This is a genomic window from Pseudoalteromonas sp. NZS11_1, from assembly GCF_015864275.1.
GTDB classification, from domain to species: Bacteria; Pseudomonadota; Gammaproteobacteria; order Enterobacterales; family Alteromonadaceae; genus Pseudoalteromonas; species Pseudoalteromonas arctica.
Genome location: NZ_JADYXK010000006.1, coordinates 78,975 through 102,131 on the forward strand (window position 1 = coordinate 78,975; position 23,157 = coordinate 102,131).

At 38.2% G+C, this 23,157-nt stretch carries 23 protein-coding genes; 6 read left to right on the forward strand and 17 right to left on the reverse strand.

Annotated elements, in window-relative coordinates; all coding sequences use genetic code 11:
- Positions 1 to 5: 5 nt before the first annotated feature.
- The 12 genes from I6F44_RS06905 to murJ all read right to left on the reverse strand — a co-directional run bounded on the left by I6F44_RS06905 (position 6) and on the right by murJ (position 14,684).
- Positions 6 to 3,302 carry a PilC/PilY family type IV pilus protein gene (locus I6F44_RS06905; RefSeq protein ID WP_121954432.1) on the reverse strand — a complete coding sequence of 1,099 codons (3,297 nt, stop codon included), beginning with the start codon at positions 3,300 to 3,302 and terminating at the stop codon, positions 6 to 8.
- Between the two features lies 1 nt (position 3,303).
- A complete protein-coding gene (locus tag I6F44_RS06910; RefSeq protein ID WP_121954433.1) occupies positions 3,304 to 3,834 on the reverse strand; it encodes a pilus assembly PilX family protein in 531 nt (176 codons plus the stop codon).
- Positions 3,822 to 4,877, reverse strand: a complete 1,056-nt coding sequence (locus tag I6F44_RS06915; RefSeq protein WP_165734750.1) for a PilW family protein — start codon at positions 4,875 to 4,877, stop codon at positions 3,822 to 3,824. The genes I6F44_RS06910 and I6F44_RS06915 overlap by 13 nt, the downstream gene beginning before the upstream one ends.
- 1 nt (position 4,878) lies before the next feature.
- Entirely contained in the window at positions 4,879 to 5,442 is a 564-nt protein-coding gene (gene pilV, locus I6F44_RS06920; RefSeq protein WP_121954435.1) for a type IV pilus modification protein PilV, read from the reverse strand.
- Positions 5,443 to 5,625: 183 nt separating this feature from the next.
- The gene (locus I6F44_RS06925; protein ID WP_121954436.1) at positions 5,626 to 6,327 is read right to left on the reverse strand and encodes a LytR/AlgR family response regulator transcription factor; all 702 of its coding nucleotides are present in this window, start codon (positions 6,325 to 6,327) and stop codon (positions 5,626 to 5,628) included.
- Complete coding sequence (locus I6F44_RS06930; protein ID WP_010555108.1) at positions 6,324 to 7,358, reverse strand: sensor histidine kinase; 1,035 nt, start codon at positions 7,356 to 7,358, stop codon at positions 6,324 to 6,326. The genes I6F44_RS06925 and I6F44_RS06930 overlap by 4 nt, the downstream gene beginning before the upstream one ends.
- Positions 7,359 to 7,397: 39 nt before the next feature.
- Positions 7,398 to 8,327 carry a 4-hydroxy-3-methylbut-2-enyl diphosphate reductase gene (ispH, locus tag I6F44_RS06935; protein ID WP_007581370.1) on the reverse strand — a complete coding sequence of 310 codons (930 nt, stop codon included), beginning with the start codon at positions 8,325 to 8,327 and terminating at the stop codon, positions 7,398 to 7,400.
- Positions 8,327 to 8,767 carry an FKBP-type peptidyl-prolyl cis-trans isomerase gene (gene fkpB / locus I6F44_RS06940; RefSeq protein ID WP_002958231.1) on the reverse strand — a complete coding sequence of 147 codons (441 nt, stop codon included), beginning with the start codon at positions 8,765 to 8,767 and terminating at the stop codon, positions 8,327 to 8,329. The genes ispH and fkpB overlap by 1 nt, the downstream gene beginning before the upstream one ends.
- Positions 8,764 to 9,264, reverse strand: a complete 501-nt coding sequence (gene lspA / locus I6F44_RS06945; RefSeq protein WP_007376920.1) for a signal peptidase II — start codon at positions 9,262 to 9,264, stop codon at positions 8,764 to 8,766. The genes fkpB and lspA overlap by 4 nt, the downstream gene beginning before the upstream one ends.
- A 12-nt stretch (positions 9,265 to 9,276) precedes the next feature.
- Positions 9,277 to 12,105 (reverse strand): isoleucine--tRNA ligase, encoded by a 2,829-nt coding sequence (gene ileS, locus I6F44_RS06950; protein ID WP_121954437.1) that lies wholly within the window; start codon positions 12,103 to 12,105, stop codon positions 9,277 to 9,279.
- 5 nt (positions 12,106 to 12,110) lie between these two features.
- Positions 12,111 to 13,061: a bifunctional riboflavin kinase/FAD synthetase gene (gene ribF, locus I6F44_RS06955; protein ID WP_024607280.1), complete on the reverse strand. Its 951-nt coding sequence runs from the start codon at positions 13,059 to 13,061 to the stop codon at positions 12,111 to 12,113.
- 84 nt (positions 13,062 to 13,145) lie between these two features.
- Complete coding sequence (murJ, locus tag I6F44_RS06960) at positions 13,146 to 14,684, reverse strand: murein biosynthesis integral membrane protein MurJ (RefSeq protein WP_374703123.1); 1,539 nt, start codon at positions 14,682 to 14,684, stop codon at positions 13,146 to 13,148.
- A gap of 295 nt (positions 14,685 to 14,979) precedes the next feature.
- On the opposite strand from murJ, the gene rpsT reads away from it, so the two are divergent.
- Entirely contained in the window at positions 14,980 to 15,240 is a 261-nt protein-coding gene (gene rpsT, locus I6F44_RS06965; RefSeq protein WP_002958225.1) for a 30S ribosomal protein S20, read from the forward strand.
- 75 nt (positions 15,241 to 15,315) lie between these two features.
- Here rpsT and I6F44_RS06970 read toward each other — a convergent pair whose 3' ends face one another.
- The gene (locus tag I6F44_RS06970) at positions 15,316 to 15,699 is read right to left on the reverse strand and encodes a response regulator (protein WP_002958224.1); all 384 of its coding nucleotides are present in this window, start codon (positions 15,697 to 15,699) and stop codon (positions 15,316 to 15,318) included.
- Between the two features lie 113 nt (positions 15,700 to 15,812).
- Here I6F44_RS06970 and I6F44_RS06975 point away from each other — a divergent pair, with 113 nt between their 5' ends.
- Both I6F44_RS06975 and I6F44_RS06980 read left to right on the forward strand, forming a co-directional pair.
- Entirely contained in the window at positions 15,813 to 16,256 is a 444-nt protein-coding gene (locus I6F44_RS06975; RefSeq protein WP_121954439.1) for a hypothetical protein, read from the forward strand.
- 106 nt (positions 16,257 to 16,362) lie between these two features.
- Positions 16,363 to 16,608 (forward strand): hypothetical protein, encoded by a 246-nt coding sequence (locus I6F44_RS06980; protein WP_002958222.1) that lies wholly within the window; start codon positions 16,363 to 16,365, stop codon positions 16,606 to 16,608.
- A 176-nt stretch (positions 16,609 to 16,784) separates the two neighbouring features.
- On the opposite strand, the gene I6F44_RS06985 is transcribed toward I6F44_RS06980, so the two are convergent.
- Complete coding sequence (locus tag I6F44_RS06985) at positions 16,785 to 16,931, reverse strand: hypothetical protein (protein WP_007581365.1); 147 nt, start codon at positions 16,929 to 16,931, stop codon at positions 16,785 to 16,787.
- Between the two features lie 97 nt (positions 16,932 to 17,028).
- Positions 17,029 to 17,949, reverse strand: coding sequence for a 2-hydroxyacid dehydrogenase (locus I6F44_RS06990; RefSeq protein WP_197173505.1), 921 nt, complete (start codon positions 17,947 to 17,949; stop codon positions 17,029 to 17,031).
- 129 nt (positions 17,950 to 18,078) lie between these two features.
- On the opposite strand from I6F44_RS06990, the gene I6F44_RS06995 reads away from it, so the two are divergent.
- The gene (locus I6F44_RS06995; RefSeq protein ID WP_197173506.1) at positions 18,079 to 19,785 is read left to right on the forward strand and encodes a lysophospholipid acyltransferase family protein; all 1,707 of its coding nucleotides are present in this window, start codon (positions 18,079 to 18,081) and stop codon (positions 19,783 to 19,785) included.
- A 47-nt stretch (positions 19,786 to 19,832) separates the two neighbouring features.
- Here the strand turns inward: I6F44_RS06995 and dapE are convergent, their stop codons facing one another.
- The gene (gene dapE / locus I6F44_RS07000; RefSeq protein WP_121954442.1) at positions 19,833 to 21,017 is read right to left on the reverse strand and encodes a succinyl-diaminopimelate desuccinylase; all 1,185 of its coding nucleotides are present in this window, start codon (positions 21,015 to 21,017) and stop codon (positions 19,833 to 19,835) included.
- 263 nt (positions 21,018 to 21,280) lie between these two features.
- Between dapE and I6F44_RS07005 the strand changes: the two genes are divergently transcribed.
- Positions 21,281 to 21,934, forward strand: coding sequence for an OmpW/AlkL family protein (locus tag I6F44_RS07005; protein WP_197173507.1), 654 nt, complete (start codon positions 21,281 to 21,283; stop codon positions 21,932 to 21,934).
- A gap of 80 nt (positions 21,935 to 22,014) precedes the next feature.
- On the opposite strand, the gene I6F44_RS07010 is transcribed toward I6F44_RS07005, so the two are convergent.
- Positions 22,015 to 22,548, reverse strand: a complete 534-nt coding sequence (locus tag I6F44_RS07010; RefSeq protein WP_121954443.1) for a thioesterase family protein — start codon at positions 22,546 to 22,548, stop codon at positions 22,015 to 22,017.
- A 105-nt stretch (positions 22,549 to 22,653) separates the two neighbouring features.
- On the opposite strand from I6F44_RS07010, the gene I6F44_RS07015 reads away from it, so the two are divergent.
- Positions 22,654 to 23,148, forward strand: a complete 495-nt coding sequence (locus I6F44_RS07015; protein ID WP_010555117.1) for a hypothetical protein — start codon at positions 22,654 to 22,656, stop codon at positions 23,146 to 23,148.
- The last annotated feature ends 9 nt before the right edge of the window (positions 23,149 to 23,157 follow it).

The following is a 23,157-nucleotide window of genomic DNA, read 5'->3' on the forward strand; positions in this document are numbered from 1 at the left end:
CCTCCTTAATCGTCTTCATTCTGTATATTTTCATCATTCTCTTCATGCTTATATATATAAGTTTGCTGAGTTTTAAAACCAAACCCTAATGCTTTGTCATTAACAAGTTGTATTTTATCATCTACAACTTTTAATCCTGGGCCTGTAATTTCAAGTGGTTGGAGCGGGTTTTCAGCATTTTCACCTTTGATGCCCGGACCAATTAAATAAAACTGACTTTTTACTTCCTCATCAGGATCATCATCGCATTTTCCGTTATCATCACTATCTGCACATGAAGAACCAAAATAAAGTTGGGGCGTATCTGGCACCTCTGTACTTGTAGCAAATTTCAGATCGTCATAAACTTTAGTACCGTAGTGCAAATGAAATGCGTAAAGAGAGCCCCCTCCTCCACTTAATGAACATTGATTTTTAATTGATGAATCCAACGTCGGAGTAAAAGATGTAAAATAAGCAACACCACCAACAACGGTTGCCGCAGCTAACGACTTTTCACCATTAGCGAGTTTATAACGCCACCCAACAAAATCATTCGCAAGTTTGTCTTCTAATTTTACAAACTCAGTTACACTATTTAAAGCGCTGCCAAATTCATCATCATTCATCTCCATTAACATACTATGCGTTATAGCTTTAGGCGCAGATTCGAATAATTTAGTAACCGTATTTTCATCTCTAATCATAAATAATTCGTCAGCTGTGCCCGCTCCGTTCGGATTTGAACGATTTCCACTACCAATCACAATAGCATCATAAGGTGTATCTAATCGAGTGACTACACCATCTTTAATAGTTACTTTACTAAACATAGTTCTCGCCACCACAGGCTTGTAAAAAAAACGTCTATCTGCATTAATACCAAGATCTGCTAACTGAAAATGACTAAATTTGCCTTCATCTGATATATCAATACGCCAAATACCTCCACCAGTATCTGCCGCATATATCCGGTCTGTATAGCCATCATAATTAGAATCCAATAACGTTACATCGCCAGCAATACTATATTTTCCTTTAAAGGCGTTTTCACTAGGTGTTAAAGCCCAAACTTTTTTACCTGTTTTTGCATTAACGATATAAATGCCGCGGCCAACTTCGTCCTCAGTTTTTATATTAGCTTTATCGGGATCATTCGAATCTTTATTGGTATCATAGCCAGCCCCAAATATTAAAAGGGGTGTATTCTCTTTTGATTTTATATAAGCAACTTGAGGTTTAGACCACGTTTGGCCAAGGTTTTTAAATTCCCCTTCACCGCCTTTAATAGTCCACATTAAACTTGGAGAGTCTGGCTTTGTAATATCCAAACCATAATAATTACGACCGCCTCTGCGCATACCTACAGCAGCCCAGACTTCATGACCTCTACCCGCATCAACAATACCATCATTTACATCTTTATCATTTAGGCTCTTATTATTGAAATAAACGCCAATAGGCCCATCAATACCATATTTTTTTCCTGACTCCTCATCTCTAAGTGGTTTAAGAATGTTAAAGAGTGCAGAAGGTATAAACGCCCAACTTTCACTAACTTTATTATTAGCATCATCATCTTTAAACATATGCAAAAAACCAGCATTAGTGCCAATTAGAATACGAATATCATTGTCACCATAATCAATAGCCACGGGTTTTGAATGTAATGGGTCACCAAAAATATCATTGCGAACTGATGACGACGAATTTTTGTCATCGACATCTTCACCACGAGCCCAATTTATAAGATCTTCAACCTCTCTGACTTTAACTTTACTGACGTTATCGGAAAAGTAAGGTACATTATCGCTTTCTTCCATGTATTTAAGCCCCAGATAGCTGCTTACGCTTTCGTCGCAATCGACACAAAAAGTAAAATCTCCTATATCAGTAATTATTTGACGCTTCTTAATATCTCCCACCGCCAATTCTGATAACATAGCATTTACACCCCCGTCTTTTACTGAGTTTCCATCTGCTGACTTATCTTCATCCCAGAATGTAGCCGCATCTGTATTTATTAACCCATCATCATCAAGTGCAATATTATTTTTAGCATCTATAATAGTATTACCAGATACTTTTAACTTTTTTAAATTGCCACGCCAACGAGTGGATTTATCGGGATAAAACATAGCTAAATAAATAGCATCTCCGCTTCGTGTTTGATCAACATTATTACTTGCAACAGATGGGGAGGTAAATGTACTATTTTCACTCCTAATATCCGAAACAGCTTGATTTAAGGCTTCTGTCAATTTTTCAGGGGTTGTTGCAGGTATGTTTTTCCCCCCGCCTAATTCAGCAGCCCGTTTTAACAGATATTGCCCTTCGGCGCTCATTCCTGAACCAAATCCAATGGTATATAAACGACCCGTTTCATTTATCTCGGGGCTAGATGGGTACAAATCGACAACAGTGTCGTCTGATCCATGAATAATTTTAGCCAATTGGTGTAAGTAGTTATCATGGAGAAAGTCATTTTCATCAAGCTCCCTACCAATATAATCCTGTTCCGTTAGCTCCCGGCCAAAGAATTTATTATGCTCTGCACTTATTGATTCGTCGCTGTCATTATCACTAGAAGAACTTAAGCTTAGATAATACTGCCCCCACCAATTACGGCTATATACATATTTAGGTGAGGGATCGCCGTCAGTCATATAAATAATATTGATGGAATTATCACAACGTTTAGCTTCAGCTACGCTATCAGCAAAAGGGGAGATATAAGTGTAGTTATATACATTTTCCAACTTCTTACAACGCCCGTTTCCCTTCCGTTCTATGCACTGCGTACCAATAATATCTTTATTTTCAATAATAGTATCCCTATCTGATTCACTAACTTGCTCGCCATAGTACAAACTTTGTCCTGTTATATATAAATAAGCCTCCCAAAGTGTTTCCGCTAACGGTGTTCCACCGTCAGCTGGAAGATTATTGATTGATGATTTTATTGATTCAGGAGAACCCCCTATTCTATTTAAAACATAGCCACCATCCGTACCATTAAAACGCATTAAGCCAAAATCGATAGAATCTTTATTAACTTCAACCAGTTGACTCATAGCTGACTGAGCAGCCTCAAGCCTACTATCAGAGCATAATATTCTATTACCTGACCTATCTTTACACTCATTACCAGTGCTTGATGAAAAAGCCATACTCCCGGAGGTATCAAAAATTAATAGTACGCGCGGTTTTTCATCTGAGTTAGTATCTTTATTTACGTACAGCTCAATATCCTCTGCGTATGCCTGCATATTAATTGCTGATGTAAATAATAAAACGAGTGCTACATAAAGTTTAAATTTCATCTTAAATCCCCTTACCCGTACTGGCCATCTCTTGAGCTATACCTGTTACTATAGTTAACTGGTGCTTGCTTTTAGAGCCATATTCTATCGTAGTGGATACTTGAACCATGTTGCATGAAACACCCGCTGTAAAACTATAACTACGAGGGCAATTAAGCTCTAGCGAACCGCGATTTAAATTCGTCATTATGCTTTTCATTTCGTGTCCAGGCTCTGTAATGTCTTTCTCTGGTATCATTATTTTATTACTATCACTATCAAGCTTGCCCGAATCTGTAGTGGTCTCATCTGGAGTAAGAAAAAAGTCACTATCAGCCCCTTTTTTAGCTTCTGACGCAATCACTCTTTGCACTTCGCCAATCAATTGATTTTCTGCAACTTCTCGCTCTTGTGCTGCATTAGTAATTTTAATATCAATTGTACTACTACTCATAAGAGTAACTGCAATGCCGGTAACAGCTATCACCATAATTAATGCTGTTAAAAGCACCACACCTTGTTGCTTACTTGGTAACAACTTTAGATTCTCCATAGATTACCCCCAACATTACTTAAACGAATAGTTGTTGTAAAAACAGTTCTTCTATAGTTATCATTAAAATTTAACTCTCGCTTTACAGATCCCTCACCTAAAATATATTTTTGGTTTTTAAGTTTAATCCCTGGATCTGGTTGAAGTGCACGGATTAATAGAAAAACTTGCACCGTTAGCATACCTTTACGGTTTTCCCATTCAGCAGCAGTAATTGTACTGGCGCTTTTATAAGTATCAACTCGACTATCGTTATTCGTGTCTAATCCAAACAAAAAACGCATATTTTCGACACCTTCCATTATCGTTTCAGAGGTCATTTTTCCATTTACTAATCGTTTTCTTCTTAATGCGGGGACTTTTATTTCTTTATTATTTACTAAATATTTTTCTTCTTTAATATAATAAACATGATGAGTGTATGGCCATATAGTTACATTATCGTTTGTTGGTAAGTATGCCCCAGTCACAAATTTTGCTTGCTCTTGTTCAGCAACAAAGAAATAGGCTGTACGGTTATCATTTTCCGTTGTTTTGTTTTCATAAGTAATTGTGTCATTATTATAGGTAGGCACGTATTGTAAGTTACCTTGTAAAAACTTGAGCTGAAGAATATCAGTCTCTTTATTATTCGGAGGAATGATGCCATCGTTTATGCAATTCAGGTTATCTTTACTGATAGTCGTTTTCGCATAAATAGTACGAAAATTACTACTACTGGTTAAATCTGGAAAGCTGCCGTTATTAACCCCCTCAAAGCAATCTATAGATTCACCATCCTCAGTGGGGACTAAAGAGCTGACAGTAGTATTCACAGCTGTGAACGAATCATCGTAATAAGTTCCCCAAAAACCAACTTGCTCAATATCACGCTGCATAATATTTATAGCTAAACGCCCTGACTCTTGGAGTTCACCGATGGCCATCGTGTCTTTTGTGGTTACTTTCATACTAATAAAAGTAAACATAACGCCACCAAGAATTAAACCACCAATAAATAGTGAAATCATAACTTCTACAAGAGTAAACCCATTTTGCTTCATGTTAGCTCCTCACATATATATAACTGGTTAAAACAACGACCCGGCGTTTTTTATCAGCGGTGCCGCAATCTACAGCTCCCGTAGCTGCATTTGCTGTAAATTCTTGTCGCCCTTGCCATGATATAATTACTTCAATGTTGAACCCTTTCCCTCCAGTATCTGCCACTGATGTTGGATTTATACATATTGTCGCATCATCTAAAGATCCTGTATTTTCACGAGCTTGAATGGCACGTTTCCATTGCACTATATCCATATCCGCTATTGCTGATGAATTACAGGGACTTCCAAAACAAGCCTTAGTTGTAGCAAGTGCACCGCTACTATCTATTTTCGCCTTTCCATATTTTTCAATAGATGCAATGGTATCGTTGGCTCGGATACGCTGCACAATATCATTACCAAGTGCAACTGCAGCAGCACGTTGCATAGAATCAAAGCTTGCTTGCTTTGCTTTTGCTTGCAGGGCAACTGCGCCTAAAAGGCCAAAACTAAGAATAATAAATGCAATTAACACTTCAATTAGAGTGAAGCCTCTTTGCACTTTTGTTTGAGATGACTGCATAGTAGAACCAAATAAAAATTATCTGATTATAAGTTTATGCTATTTATTTGAGGAATCAATGAGGGCTAAGACAAGCGGTTATATTTGTTGATAAACGGTTAATTAAATCGGCTCATTCAACAAAAAAGTAGTAATTAAGCGTAAATGTATTTAAGTCAGAGGCAACTTAATTGCGAAATAAGTCTAAAGCGTATTTTTAACTAATTTAAGCTCGCGGCGGCTCACTGGCAATAACTCACTGCACCCTTGTAGCTCAATCATATGATTGCCATTCCCTTTTGAATGCAAGGCTATTACTTTTTGTTTATTCACTAAAGCATTGCGGTGAATTCGTAAAACATATGCGGGATATTGCAGCTCTAATTGCTTTAGGCTTTGTTCAAGTAAAGCCTCTCCACCTGAGAATATCATTTTGGTATATTTTTCTTCGGCACTAAAATACAAAACATCATTTATATCAACACTACGTAGAGTACCCGCTAATTGATAAGATACTTTTACATTTTGTTGTTTTTGAATATGTACTTTATTTAAACGGCCTACTTGCTTAAGCACCTTTTGCAGTGATTGCTCTGTAATAGGTTTAACTAAATAACCTGCAGCACTTAACTGTAAAGCATCGAAGGCATGTTCAGGGTGGGCAGTTATAAAAACAACAGCAGGAGGTAGGGTTAAACTATTGAGCTCATTAGCAACTTGCAAACCATTCATACCGGGCATATCAACATCTAAAAAAATCAAATCTGGCGTTTGCTTTTTAGCAAGTGCTAAGGCTTCATTACCATTACTTGCCTCACCTTGCACAACTATACTTTTATCATGTGCTAACAAACGGATTAAGCGAGATCTCGCCAGAGGTTCATCATCAACAATGAGTACATTCATACACTGCCCTCAATTAGCTTAGGGATAACGACCTTGACCCTAAACACATCATTTTTATTAGTAATTGTTAGCTGTGCTTTATTTTTATAATAAATATTTAATCGCTGGCGAATATTTTCAAGCGCCATTCCGTTATTAGGCCTAGTTTGAGCATTAGAAATTGTTATAGGGTTAGAAACAATCATGGTTATATAGCCGGTAGTGATATGTAGCTCTACTTTTATTTCTGCACCATGCTCACTTGTTTCAACGCCGTGGCATACCGCATTTTCAATTAATGGCTGCAGGGTTAAGCAAGGAATGCTCAATGCGGGTAGTTCATTAGGTATTTGCCAATCAACTCTTAAGCGATTACCAAAACGCCATGTTTCAAGTGCGATATATTGCTTACTCAACGTTATTTCATCTTCAAGAGATACATTCTTCCCCGAGTGCATTGCAGCCTGCGATAAGGCGGCTAATGCTAAAATAGCCTGTTCTGCCGCATCGGCATCATGATGAGTAAGCTCTGCAGCAGTGTTTAAACTATTATATAAAAAATGAGGACGTATTCTAGCTTGTAGGGCATCAAGCTCTGCACGAGAAAGTGCTTTAGTTTGCTGCTCTTTTTCAAAATGAATTAATAAAAACTGGACGAATAAAGCAGCCAGCAAAGCCACTATAATGCAATTGCGAAGTGTGAAATAAATTAAGTTATTTGTATCATCTATATCAAAAGCAAAATGAGAAAATAAAATACTAAAAATACAGGTAGATAATAAAAAAAAGGCAAAAAATAGACTTAATTGAAAAGTTTGAGTACGTTTTTGTAAGAAAAATCTACAGAAGTATAAAGAAGAGGTACCGACTAAAACAATTAAATGCATAAACAAACTAATGATCCCAAGTCGTAGCCAAATATCTCCTTCTACATTAGGTGCAAAAGCTAAAACAATAGCAATAACTTGAGAAACAATAAGCGTGGCTAATACGCCTCGCTCATTAAAAAGAGCCGAAAAAAGCAAACCATCATTTTGAAGTGACTTGCTCATAACGACTCTCCTTTAATCTAAATGTTTAATATATTTAAATTAACGTAGCTCTACAGGAACAGCAAATACTATATTTTCTACTTCACCTGGGTTCTCAACAACCTGTGTGCCACCTAGCTCTTTTAATCGGCTTATTACTTGTTGTACAAGTACTTCTGGCGCAGATGCACCCGCAGTTACACCAACTGATTTAGAGCCTGAAACCCACTGCTCTTGTACATCAGTTGCGTCATCAATTAAATAAGCAACTGTGCCCATTTTATCTGCAAGTTCACGTAAGCGATTAGAGTTAGAGCTATTTTTAGCGCCAACAACTAATAGCACATCAACTTTATCAGCTAAGTCACGAACAGCGTCTTGACGATTTTGCGTTGCATAACAAATGTCATCTTTACGAGGTCCGTCAATTGATGGAAACTTATTGCGCAGTGCATCAATAACATCTGCTGTGTCATCAACTGAGAGTGTTGTTTGGCTGCAATAAAAAAGATTTTCAGCATTTTTTACATTAAGCGCAACAACATCATCAACGGTTTCAACAAGATAAATGCCACCGGCTGAGTTATCATATTGTCCCATTGTTCCCTCTACTTCAGGGTGGCCATGGTGTCCAATTAAAATACACTCAATACCTTTACGACTCGCACGTGTAACTTCCATATGTACTTTAGTTACAAGCGGACACGTTGCATCAAATACTTTTAAATCACGACGTTTAGCCTCTGAGCGAACAGCTTGCGAAACACCATGTGCACTAAAAATAACAATGCTGTCGTCAGGTACTTGATCAAGCTCTTCAACAAATACCGCACCACGACTTTTTAATCCATCAACCACATAACGGTTATGTACTACTTCGTGGCGCACATAAATTGGCTTTTCAAAAATATCTAGGGCGCGCTCAACAATACTAATAGCACGGTCAACACCAGCGCAAAAGCCGCGTGGATTAGCTAGTAATATTTCCATTAACCTTCCACCTCAATAATATCAACTTCAAACGTTAAACGTTGGCCAGATAAAGGGTGATTAAAATCAATCGTTACCGACTCACCTTGCACTTCGCGAACTAATCCAGGAAGCTCAGTACCGTCTGGTTGAGTAAACGCAATAATTGCACCTACCTTAGCTGGTGTTTCTGGGCCAAATTTACTACGGTCAACGTAGTAAATATTATCTGGATTTGGCTGACCAAAAGCATCTTCAGGTTCTAATTCAAACGTTTTACTTTCGCCTGCAGTTAAACCTAATAAACACTTTTCGAAGTTTGCCGTTAAGCTGCCATCGCCCATTGTTAATTTAGCAGGTTTGTTGTGCACCTTGGTAGAATCAGCGGCAGAGCCATCTTCTAATTTAATAGAAAAATGGAAAATAACTTGCGAGTTTTCACCAATTACAGCTTGGCTCATGCTTTATGCTCCTTCGGACTCTCGCCGGTAAAGGCGTCAAATAACAATAACGCTGCGCCAATACAAATAGCGCAATCAGCAATATTGAATACCGGAAAATGTGAGTCTTTATAAAATACGTGAATAAAGTCGATTACATAACCATACGCAATACGATCGTATAAATTACCAATAGCGCCTGCAAGTACCAGTGCATAAGCACCGCATAGTACTTTGTTTGTTGCAGGTAAGCGTTTTAGCCACCACACAAGTAAAGCACTAATAGCAATGGCAATCGCACTTAAAAACCAACGCTGCCAACCACCCGCTTCACTTAAAAAGCTATAAGCAGCACCATAGTTATGCACATAAGTAATACTAAAAACAGGGAGTAAGTTTATCGACTCTTGATAAGCCATAGTCCCTACAACAAGTGTTTTACTGGCAAAGTCTATTACTAATAGTAATAGACTCAACCAAAGCCACACTAAACCACTTTTTTGGGCTAGTTTGCTCACTAAGAATAACTCCTAAGCGAATTGACGCTTTTCGCCTTCGCCGTCAACATTACTTACACAACGACCACAAATTTCAGGATGAGCAGGATTAACACCTACATCTTCACTGTAATGCCAACAACGCTCACATTTAGCAGCATCTGTTGCAGCAACACTAATGAACAAACCTTCAATTTCGGTAGCTTGTGTATCAGCTGGCTGACTATCAACTTCAGAAACATTTACGGCAGATGTTAATAATACAAAACGCAGTTCATCACCAAGCGCATTTAATTTAGCGGCAAGCTCTTTACCAGTAAATAAATTAACCGTTGCTTGAAGCGTTGCACCAATGACTTCTTCTTTACGCGCAGCTTCTAATAAGCGGTTTACTTCGTCGCGTACTGTTAAAATCTCTAACCAGTCATCGTTACTAAATTGGCTATTTGTTGGCGCTTGTAAACCATCGTACCAAACAGATGTAAATACGTAGTCACTACGCTCACCCGGTAAAGCTTCCCAAATTTCTTGTGCGGTAAAGCTCATAATAGGTGCCATCCAACGCGTCATTGCTTCTGCAATATGATAAAGCGCTGTTTGACAAGAACGACGTGCATGGCTGTCACTCTTAGCTGTGTACTGACGATCTTTAATGACGTCTAAATAGAACGAACCAAGCTCACCCGTACAGAAGTTCATTAGCTTTTGCGTTACTAATAGCATTTGGTAGCTATCGTATGCGGCTAAAATTTCATCTTGCAACTGAGCAGCACGACCAACAATCCACTTATCAAGCTCAACCATATCATCAACAGCAACTTGATCTGTTTTTGGATCAAAACCATTTAGGTTAGCAAGCAAGTAACGGCTAGTGTTACGAATACGGCGGTAGCGATCGGCAGAGCGTTTAAATATTTCATCCGACACAGTCATTTCTGCCGTGTAATCGGTAGAGGCAACCCATAAACGTAGAATGTCGGCACCTAGTTTATTCATCACATTTTGTGGTGAAATAACATTACCTAGTGACTTAGACATCTTGCGGCCGTTTTCATCAACAGTAAAACCATGAGTCAATACTTGGCGGTATGGCGCATGACCATTAATAGCCACTGATGTCATCATTGATGACATAAACCAACCACGGTGTTGATCAGAACCTTCAAGGTATAAATCAGCTGGACCAACCAAGTCTTCGCGTGCGTCTACAACACATGCGTGTGAAACACCTGAGTCAAACCATACATCTAGCGTATCTTGCACTTTCATGTATTGCTTGGCATCTTCTTCACCAAGTAATGTAGCTGGATCTAAATCGTACCATGCCTGAATACCAGACTTTTCAACTAGCTGTGCAGCTTGCTCAATGAGTTCTTGAGTATTTGGATGAAGTGCACCGGTATCTTTATCTGCAAACAATGCAATTGGCACACCCCAAGTACGTTGGCGAGATATACACCAATCTGGGCGGCTTTCAACCATGTTCGAAATACGGCTTTCGCCCCACTCTGGCAACCACTGCGTGTTTTTAATTTCTTTTAAAGAATCTTCACGTAAGTTAGCCTGATCCATACTTACAAACCATTGTGGTGTAGCACGGAAAATAATGGGTGTTTTATGGCGCCAACAATGTGGGTAACTATGAGTTATAGCATGATGATGCATTAATGCACCGTGCTCTTTTAATACTTCAATTACGTTCGCATTTGCTTTAAATACATGCTGACCTGCAAAAAGTTCAGTATCTGGTAAATAAACGCCATTAGCGCCAACAGGGTTAGCTACTTCAAGGTTGTAATTTAAACCAGCCACGAAATCTTCTTGACCATGCCCTGGTGCTGTATGTACAACACCGGTACCTGAGTCAGTCGTTACGTGTTCTGCAACAATCACTGGTACATTAAAATCATAAAAAGGATGGGCTACTTGTAAGTTTTCAAGTGCAGCACCTTTTACATAACCTAATACGTGAAAGTGATTAAAACCAAAGCGGTCCATTGCATCTTTAACAAGCTCAGAGCCTAAAATTAGACGTTGTTGTACGCCTTCATCTTCAACCTGCACCAATGCATATTCTAAATCGGCATGCACAGCTACTGCGCGGTTTGCTGGAAGCGTCCACGGTGTTGTTGTCCAAATAACAGTACCAACACTGCCTTCACCTTTATGACCATCAGCCAAATCAAATGCACTCACAACAGCATCTTGATCAACAAATGTAAAACGTACATCAATCGCTGGTGATTGCTTATCTTGGTATTCAACTTCTGCTTCTGCTAATGCAGAACCACAATCTGTACACCAATGCACAGGCTTAGCACCTTTATGCAAATGACCTTTTTCAATAATACGACCAAGTACACGAATTGCATTCGCTTCAAAGTCAAAGTTCATTGTTAAGTAAGGCTTATCCCAATCTGCAAATACGCCTAAACGTTTAAAATCAACTTTTTGACCTTCAACTTGTTTTTTAGCGTATGCACGGCATTTTTCACGAAACTCGCTCGCGGTTACTTTTACGCCCGGCTTGCCTACTTTTTTCTCAACCATTAACTCGATTGGTAAACCATGACAATCCCAACCTGGGACTAATGGTGAATCAAAGTCAGATAATGTTTTAGACTTAACAATAATGTCTTTTAATATTTTATTAACTGAGTGGCCTAAATGGATATCGCCATTTGCATACGGAGGGCCGTCATGCAAAATAAAGGTCTTTTTACCTTTCTTAGCGCTGCGAATTTGACCGTACAGGTCGTCTTCATACCATGCTTTAAGCATTTTTGGTTCACGTTGTGCCAAATTGCCACGCATTGGAAACGGTGTTTCCGGTAAGTTCAAAGTATGTTTATAGTCGCTCATTTATCCTACATTCCGTCTCTATCGGCTACCTGATTTAAACCAAAACACTGCTTAGCGGCAGCAACATCAGTTGCTATTTGCGCCGTTAATTGTGTTAATGTCTCGAATTTTTTTTCATTGCGAAGTTTTTTTATTAACTCCACATGCATAAATTGTCCGTAAATATCCTGTGCAAAATCAAAAAGATGAACTTCTAATAATGCACGAGTTCCATTAAATGTCGGCTTATTGCCTACATTTGCAACTCCAAAAATCTGTTTTCCTGCAATCGTTGCTTGCACTGCAAACACCCCGTTGACAGGACACACTTGGCGTTTTAGGGCAATATTTGCCGTTCTAAAACCGAGTTCACGTCCTCTTTTCCAGCCGTGTATAACACGCCCAGAAATAGCATAATCGTGACCAAGCATTGTTTTAGCACTTGCTAAGTCACCAGATGCCAAAGCATCTCGTATTAAAGTGCTGCTTACTCTAGCATTTAATTGACGAAAACTCGCGGTGCTTTTTACGTCCATGCCCGCTTGCTTGCCCATGCTAGCAAGTAAGTCAAAGTTACCTTGGCGCTGCTTTCCAAACTTAAAATCATCGCCAACAGTGAGAGCTTTAACACCTAACTTTTTAATCAAAATATCATTAACAAATTGCTCAGCATGCATGTTTGCAAATTGCTGATTAAAGCTAATGCAAATAACTCGCTCAATACCTAAATCACTAAGCAAACGTAGCTTATCTCGTAAGCGCGTTAGCCGTGCTGGGGCATTGTTTTTAGCAAAAAATTCTTGTGGCTGGGGTTCAAATAGCATTACAGTGCTAGACAAACTATGCGCTTTAGCATCAGTAAGTAAGCCTTTTAGTACTTCTGCGTGGCCTAAATGAACACCGTCAAAATTACCAATAGTTAACACACAACCAAAGTGGTGTGGGCGAATATTGTGTATACCTCTAATTAACTCCATGCCACCTAATGCCTTGTTTAGCGAGCTATTAATTACGACTAAAAATTAATTAAAGCCGCAGAGTTGCCGATTATAATCTTTTTTTTAGTTTGATTCAGTAATTGCTACACTTTTTATCGTATTTAGTCTAACGCCCATCAAAAATAGCATTGCAAAGTAACTAATACCTGCCAAAGCCACGAGTGCTATTAATAAGACTACCTGCTGTGTAAAAGCCCATGTAGCCCAGTAATAGTAACTGCTCACAAACCATGTAACAGCTCCCATAACCATACTTGCAACAACACATTTAAGTGTAAAGCGCATACTCATTGATGAAAACTGATACACATTTTCTTTTTTAAGCTGCCTATACAGCAAAAATGCATTACAACTAGCCGATAGCGAAGTAGCGAGTGCTAACCCTAAATAACCAATGAAAGGAGCCAACATAATATTAAATACCATATTCAGTACCAAGGTAATAATACCAATACGCACCGGCGTTTTTGTGTCTTGACGAGCATAAAAGCCAGGAGCAAGTACTTTAATCAGCATAAAGCTTACAAGCCCTACTGAATATGCGACTACGCCTAAACTTACTGCTTTAACATGATCAACACTGTCTTCTTTAAACGCACCGTGGTCGAACAATACGGTGATAATAAGCGGGCTGATGATCATTAGACCTATCATTGCTGGTAGGCCTAAAAATATAACAAAACGCACCCCCCAGTCGAGGGTATGCTGAAAGTCACTACTTTTTTTACTGCTATGTAACCTAGAGAGCGCCGGTAAAATAACTGTCGCAATACCAATACCAAATAAGCCCAATGGAAATTCAATTAAACGGTCTGAATAATAAAGCCATGCAATCGAGCCTGTCATCAGTAATGAAGCAATCATGGTATCAAGCAACAAATTAATTTGGCTAATAGATACACCAAACAAAGCAGGAAGCATAAGTTTACGTACTTTTTTTACGTTTTCGTCTTGCCATGCCCAGCGTGGACGCGCCAACATTTTTGCACGGTATAAAAATGGAAGTTGAAACAATAACTGCACAACGCCACCAATAAATACGCCAATTGCGAGTGAATAAGCCCCAACACTAAATTTATCATGTAAAAAAATTGCACATGTAATGATAGAAACATTGAGTAAAACAGGTGTAAATGCAGCAACAGCAAAACGGTTATACACGTTCATTACCGCACCACTAAGCGCAACTAAGCTTACAAAAAACAAATAAGGGAATGTAAATTTAAGTAATGAACTTGCAAGTTCAAACTTTTCGGCATTGGGTCCGCCCTGCCACCAATCTATAAACCAACCGGTGCCAAACAATGCTGCAATAACGGGTGAAGCAACAACACCTATAATAGTGACAATCAGTAAAATGGTTCCTAATGTGCCTGCTGCTTGTGCAACAAAAAGTCTGACCTTGTCGTCGCCTTGCTTTTCTTTAATTTCACTCAGCACAGGTACAAATGCTTGTGCGAAGGCACCTTCTGCAAATAAACGACGTAAAAAATTAGGAATACGGTTAGCAAATAAAAAAACATCAGCCGCCGCACTTGCGCCTAATAAATTGGCAACAACAGCATCTCGAACGAGCCCTAAAATACGCGATATCATAGTCATACAACTAACAATCATACCGGAGCGAAATAAACCTTTTGACACCTTAAACCTACTCAAAAATCCTCAAGATAAGCGATTATGCCACAGTCTTTTTTATAAATCGCTTTAAAGCACTAGGCTGGGGGTCTGTGCTTTGTTACAATGTCGGTATTAACTGCTAAAGCGGCAAATTGATGCTCGTTATATGGTGCAGTTTTTCTTGGATTGTTAAATTTAAATTGACATCCATGATAGAAACAGGCATATTCCACGGCCTTTAATTTAAGCTTTATTTTAAGATTGTTAGGAGCAAACCTTGGCTAACATCAAGTCTGCAAAAAAACGCGCTATCACAAGCGAAAAAAACCGTCAGCACAACGCAAGCCGTCGTTCAATGATGCGCACTTACTTCAAAAAAGTAATTGTTGCTATTGAAGCGGGCGATAAAGAAGCTGCACAGCAAGCTTTTTCTGTTGCTACACCTATCCTAGACCGTTACGCAACTAAGGGTCTAATTCACAAAAACAAAGCAGCTCGTCATAAGAGCCGTATAGCAGCTAAGATTAAAGCTCTATAATTTGTTTTTGATAGAATATAAAAAACCGGCTTTTGCCGGTTTTTTTTTGTTTAAATTTTAAATGTACTTACTTTATTAGACATTTTCTAAATCTGGATAAAACTTCTTAAGCATTGCCGCTATTTTTTTAGGTGTAAATGGCTTTACTACAAACCCTTTAGCGCCTTTATCAATTGCATCCTTAACATTCTCAATACCTGAATGTGCCGACACCATAACCACATTTGTCTCTGGGCTTAATTCATTGATTTGTGCAATCAAATCTTTACCATCACCGTCTGGCAATTCAATGTCTAAAAAAATGATATTATAATTTGCAGCTTGGCACTCACTAATACATTGTGAGGCAGTAGATGCTTCCTTTACGTTATCTATCCCTAAGTGCATGAGCGTTTGGCTCAAAAAACTACGCACTGTGCTAACGTCATCTACAATTAAAATTGATAGCTGCGTATTCATCTTTATTCCTCGTAGGCTATAAGCTAACTTTAAGTTATCATAATAATTAGCTTAGTATATAAATTTACTCATTTAATTATAGAGACCTACGGAAAAAAGGCCAGATTTGCTTTATGTCTAAAACCCCAAATAAACAATCGTTGCTAGGTAAAGCACCGGCAAGAAAAAAAACAGCGCAAAAAAGAAAACCTCAGCGTTCTACTCAGCGCCCTTCACCTAGCGAGTTAAATTCCAGTGCAAAGAATGATATAAGCCAAAAAACAACGCAAAAAAAAGGACTGTTTATATCACTCGCTGTCGTTGCTGTAATAATTTTAGCTTTTCCAAAACCTACCTTACTCACCTATAAAAAATTAGGGATGGTAAGTGAGAGTGTTTACTGGCCCGGATTCTTTGGCAAGGGGGCTACTTTAATTGATTCAAACCTACACCCCACCTATGATTCTAGCCGTGAGTCCCTTTATTTATGCAGTGACTTACAAAAACCGCAGAGCTGCCAAAAGTATCAAGTAATTGCTGATAATGGTTTATTTTCAGCAATCGGTAGCTACTTTTAGCATTAAAAAAACTAATCTGAAAATTTAAAATTACTTGGTTGAAAGGTGCGCAAAAGATCAACATAATGGCGCTCCTTTTTTCAACAACTGAACTATTGAAACGACCATGCTAAACGAGCTAGATTGGCTTTTAAATACTACACTACTTGCACTAGGTTTAGGTGCATTCTTTATTAACCAGATAACACTGCTGCGCGTTGCCGCCATTAGTGCGTGTGGTTTATTATTCTTATCATTTAGCTTAGATCTTATGTCGTCGAGTGTTATTTCAAATATGAGTTTAGTGTTGATCAATACTTTTTACTTGTTTAAAGTTTATACATTTGGGCAATTTAATGTAACCCAAAGTTAACAACTTTTCCCTAGAATATTTAATAGCCCAGCATTGCTGGGCTTTTTTGTTAAGAATTTAAAAATATTAAAAAGCACTTTCAATCAAGATGAAAATTAGAGCTTCAGGGGCACACAAGCACTACTGTGAAAATAATGCTTGTGTACTGCTAAAAAGAGGAATACATAGTAAGTAGGCTAGTCCGCTATTGTTAACTCGCTTTGGGTTTGTATTTTAGAAGGAGTATCCTCTGCATTAGCCTGATTAAACCAAGCTGAAACACCAAGTATAATAATTGAAACAATAACTAGGCTTAATTTAACGCCACTTTGACTCGATTTCATAACACCCTCTTTGTATTTTTTATTAGTGAGAATACCTTTTACACTAATGAAAATTACAAATGTTAACAAGCTGTTTTTTAAACTAATTAGCTATCAGCTAATAACCTTTAGTTCTATCTATTGGATTATTAAGTACTAACCCCTTATCCAAGCATTCAATATTATCGGCTATTTGCTCTATAACACTATTTAAATCAGAAATCGCCGCGCAATGTGGTGTAAGCGTTATTTTGGGGTTTCCCCAGTAAGGGTGATTCGACGCTAAAGGTTCTTGATCAAACACGTCGAGTGTAGCTGCGCGTAAGCTATCGTTATTTAATGCACTTAGTAAGTCTTGTTCAACAACATGAGCACCGCGTGCCACATTAATAACAACAGCATGTTTAGGTAGCTTTGCGAGCATTGAGTGATTAATAATGCCTGTCGTTGCTTGCGTAAGGGGTAATAGACATACAAGGTAGTCAACATCAGAAAGCATACTATTGAGGCCTTCCTCGCCATAAAAAATTTCGACATTAGTCGCGTTTTTATTACTTTGCGCCCAGGCACTTACCTTAAAGCCATTATTTATAAGCTTTTGCGCGCATGCTTTGCCTAATTCACCAAACCCAAGTATGCCGACATGTTTATTACTATGCGCCCGCTTTGGCTTCCATGTTTGCTGTGTTTGTTTAATGTAATACTCTTTTAAACGTAACTTTTGAGCTAACACATGTGTCAGTACATATTCCGCCATATCTTCAGCTAGTTGCATGTCAACAATACGTACTACTTCAACACTTTCGTCGAGTAATGTTAAATCGATACTGTCTACGCCAGCACCGAATGACGACACAGCCTTTAAGTTAGGTAGCTGTGGCCACATAGATTCTGGCGCTTTCCACGCAAGTACAAAATCCACATCATGTGCGCTTTTGCAATCAGGCCATTGCTCTATCAGCGTATTTGGTAATCGCTCTTGTAACTTCGTTATTAGTTTTGTGTTGTCACGCCCAGTTATAGCAACCAATACCGACATAAATTCTCCTAACAATACACAGTTTATAAGTTAGCACTTTAAAAAGTCACACTACTGCAAAGTAACTGTCACACCCTTTTTTTAATCTTACATGTATGGCGAATAGGCCAAACGGAATATGAGGTTAATATGATAAGTGTTGATAAAGTAATTGCTGCAAACTTACCACAACTAAAGAACTCACCAAAAGTAAAAGGTTTAGTAAAAAAAGGCCTAGGCTACTTATTACATGAACAAGAGTTTGTTGCTTTTGGTGATGCCTACCCTCACCTACAAGGATTAGAATTTGTTGAACAAGTGCTCGATGAACTCAATTTTAATACGCGCTATAAACCTAAGCAGATAGAACATATTCCTAATGAGGGTAAACTTGTTATCGTTGCTAACCACCCTATTGGTTCATTAGATGCTTTAGCACTTATCAAATTACTTTCAACTGTAAGACAGGATTTAAAAGTAGTGGCAAACCGCATGTTGATGTCGGTTACTCCAATGCACTCACTTTTACTCCCCGTAGATAACTTATCTGGTATGAGTAAAAAACAAGAGCTTAGTAATATACAAAACCATTTAAAGGATGAAGGCGCATTACTTATATTTCCGGCAGGAGAAGTATCGCGATTAGGGCTAACAGGTATTAAAGACTGCAAATGGAATAGTGGCTTTTTACGTATGGCAAAAAAAGCTAACTGCCCTATTTTACCTATTTATATTAAAGCCAAAAACAGTCCACTTTTTTATGGCACATCAATGATTTATAAACCTTTGGCAAGTTTACTATTAGTGGCCGAAATGTTTAAGCAGCGCCAAAAATCTTTAGAGTTTGAGATTGGCGCCTCTATCCCTCCTGAATCTTACTTAATAGAAAATCTTAAAGATAAAGAAGTTGTAAACCTCATCCGTAAACAGCTTTATAGGCTTACAACAAAAAAAGCACTGCCGCTAAAAACACAAACACCTATCGCTGTTCCCGAGTGCAGAAAAGAGCTAAAAAGAGCAATTGAGCAATGCCAACTTCTTGGTAAAACGCAAGACGGTATGCATATTCATCTATACCAATATGCAGGTAGCTCACCTATTTTTAGAGAGTTAGGGCGCCTGAGAGAAATTGCATTTAGAGCAGTCGGTGAAGGTAGTGGTAAGCGTCGTGATATAGATAAATACGATATGGATTACCAACACCTTGTACTGTGGGACCCAATGCAGCTAGAGCTGGTAGGTGCTTATCGATTAGCCTGTGCACAACAGATAATACAAAAGCATGGCCGCGAAGGTTTGTATACTGATAGCTTATTTTCTTATACCGACGCTATGACGCCCTATCTAAAACAAGGAATTGAGCTTGGTAGAAGCTTTGTACAGCCTAAATATTGGGGACGTAAGAGCCTCGACTATTTATGGTATGGCATTGGCGCTTTTATAAAAAGCTATCCACAGTACAGATACTTGTTTGGTGCTGTAAGTGTATCAAATGCTCTACCCGAGCAAGCAAAAGCCATGCTCGTTTATTACTATCAGCATTACTATAAAAGTGGTATTGAATTAGCTACGCCTAATAATGAATTTAAATTAACTGAGCAACAGCTAACCCAGTGCAATACTCTTTTTTGCGGCAATGACGTAAAAGAAGATTTTGTAGAGTTAAAGCATGTGTTAGCTAATATGGGGGCTCAAGTCCCTACTTTATTTAAACAATACACTGAACTTTGTAAACCAGGTGGCGTGCAATTTTTAAGCTTTAGTATTGATCCCGATTTTAATAATTGTGTTGATGGGTTGGTATTGGTCGATCTTGAAAATGTAAAAGAAAACAAAGCCAAACGTTATTTGGAATAACCAATAATAAGAGAGTGCTTTATATTTATAAAGTACTCGATTTATATTTAATTATTTATAAATATCTGCTCTAGTAAAGTTGTATAAATAGCTTCAATTTTAAGTAAATCACTAATAGATACGTGTTCATTAGCTTGATGAATCGTATTGTTTCGCACACCACATTCAATAACTTGAGTATGGGGGCTGGCAAAAAATCGTCCATCTGATGTCCCTCCATTTGTACTTAGTAATGGGTAACTTGAGGTGTTTTTGTAAATAGCCTGCTCAATATGAGTAAGTAAACTCCAACCCGTATTATGGCTTGTATAATAAGGCTCGCATGGGCGTTCCCACTCAATTGTAAAATGCTCAGCAAACTTGTTTAGGGTATTCATTAATTGCGTTTTAACTGCTGCGCTACTGTAACCGTGGCTATAACGTACATTAAATGTAATCTCACAATGACTTGGCACTAAATTATCGACCACATTATTTATGTTAATTCCAGTCACTTGCAGTGTGGTTTTTGAGCTAGCCACATCGAGTAACCAGATCTGATCACTCAAGCTATTTACTATTTTTGCAGCAATATGAGCAGCATTGAGTGTGTTTTGAGGATAAGCTACATGACCTGCCTTACCAGTAACTAAAATCCGAGCTGAAAGCGCACCACGACGGCCATTCTTAACCGTATCGCCAACTTGTGCCACACTTGATGGCTCCCCTACAATACAGCCATCTAATACAACACCTTGCTTGGCAAGCTTATTAACTATTTCTTGGGAACCAAATTCAGCTTCTCCCTCTTCATCTGACGTGATAAGCCAGTAAAGTGTCCCTGCTTTAGCGGATTCACTATTAATTAACTTTTTTGTGGCGCTAAGCATGGCGGCAACCCCCCCTTTCATATCGGCCGCCCCTCTACCGTATATTGCATCATTGCGCACTCGCCCTTCAAAAGGAGGACTTAACCAACCGCTACTTGTTGCTGGTACTACATCAATGTGCCCTGAGAAAGCAACACATGGGCCATCTTTGAATTTTATGCAGGCAATTAAATTGGTTACACCATTTATAGTAAATTGCTCGCAACTTAAACCTAAATCCAACAATTTAACTGCAAGCCAATCAATTGCACCCGCTTGGTTAGGGGTTACTGATTCAAAGCGAATTAGTGTTTGTAAGTGCTCTACAACTTCTTTTTGAATATCCGTTGTTTTTGATTTTTTTTCGAATGCTTCTAAAAACATGTTAAACACACTTTATTATTTAATGTGCCTTTATTAAAACGTGAGTTTATGACTAAGCGATGTCAGCCTTAATACATTCATATGACTGTTGATGAAATAAATATGTCAATCTTTTCAAAAGCAGAACGACGCTAAATTTAATCTAAATCAATAAAGCATTCCACAAGGTTAAAATGTTTTTTAAACTTTGATCTAGAACAGGTTTTCATTTTTATTGCTCGGTAATAATAGCGCCAATCAAACAGTAGTTCTTGGAGAACAACATGAAAACTCAAATTAGCATCGCATTATTAACCTCTTTATTAGCACTCTCTCCAGCTGCACACGCTAACTTTAGCGTAAATGTTGGCGCTATTAACGTAAACCCAGATAACAGTAGCTCAGCAATTAATGAAGCGCCTACGCTGGGCCTTAAAGGTGATTCAGATACTCAACTAGGTATCACTGTAGATTATGCATTTAACGATCAATGGGTGTTAGAACTAATAGCAGCAACACCTTTTTCACACGATGTAAATGGCGCAGGCGGCTTAGCAGGCAACAAAATTGCAGATATAAAACAGCTTCCTCCTTCTTTAGTTGCGCAATACCACTTTTTAGACACAAGTTATGCGCTAAGACCTTTTATAGGCGTAGGCATAAACTACACTGCATTTTTTGATGAGCAACCTTCTCAAGCACTTAAAGTGACGCTAGGAACAGACGATGTAGAAGTAAAATTAGATGATTCGTTTGGCTTTATGGCTCAGGTAGGTGCTAACTATAAAATTGATGCAAACTGGGGTTTACACGCCATGGTATCAATTATGGATATTGATACCGATGCCACTGTTTATGCTAATGGTGCAAAAGCACTTACATCAACTGTTGAGCTTGACCCCGTTGTTGCTATGTTCGGTGTTAGATACAGCTTTTAAAGCATATATAAAGTAGTACGTAGTTACCCAATTACAATGTGTGTTAAAAGGCCGAAAGGCCTTTTTTTCATTTGTAGAGATTAGGGCAGGTTACTTAACTTTTTCTGCTCTAGCATTTCTTTCCAGTGCATAACTTCACTTGGCAATATAGGTGTTTTGCCATCAAAACCAGCCACTTCAAGCATTTCTTCAATACTTATAATACCTTTTTTACTTTTAAATACACCGCGTACATAAGCAATAGCATGTAAGCCTCGTTCTGAGTGAAACTTTTGCTCAATATAAAAGTATTTATGATCCCATCCAACTAACTTAGTACTTATTGTATATCGCTGCATAGGCTTAATATCACGAATATAAGTAATAGCAGTTGCGTTAACAATCGGAAACCAGCGACGCTTCATTATTTGTTTAAGCAAGCCAACGCGCTCAGTCATCCAAGTTCGAGATAAATCCATCATCGCGAGGTAACGTGAGTTTGTTAAATGTAAATTAATGTCACAATCAGTAGGTAGAGCTTTGTAATCAATATCTACCGTATCAAGTAAATTTTGATATTGCTTGTTACGTTTAATTTTAAAAAACAATAATAAAAGTCGAATATATAAGTTCACAAAAAAGGTCTTACCAGTTAAATTTATTCGAGTGTAGCATAGCCCCTTGCGAAGACGAATATTCTACTTTAATCTTAAATCACTATTACAATAAAAAGATAACTCATGAAGTCAAAACTAAAAATCATTACTGCGCTAACTCTATTAGTGCCTAGTTATAATGCTTTTGCCGATTTTTCATTACCGGGTAAAGGCTCTGTTACTTACCCTACTGGTGTAGTTAAAGAATTTAAATTTGGTTTTGAATGGCAGCAAAAAGCTGAAAAATTCACTATTGGCTCTAAAAGTTACAATATGGAGCAGATCCCTAGCTCTTACTCGGTAGCTATCACGCTTTCAAAAGATGACAGCCAAATATGGGTGCAAGAATTTAATAATGGATTTATTGAAGAGTTTGAATGGCAAATTGGCGAACATAAGATCACTTTAAAAAAGCAGCAATTTAGCGACCCCGTAAAAGGCGATTATGTTATTGAACTTAATGGCCGTAGCTATTTTTTCACTCGTAATAACGCCAGCATTGTAATGAACTTTAACGAAGAAGGTATCGAGACGATTGCAATTGACGGGGTAACAAAAAATATGGGCACTAAAAATTAGTCCCCATAT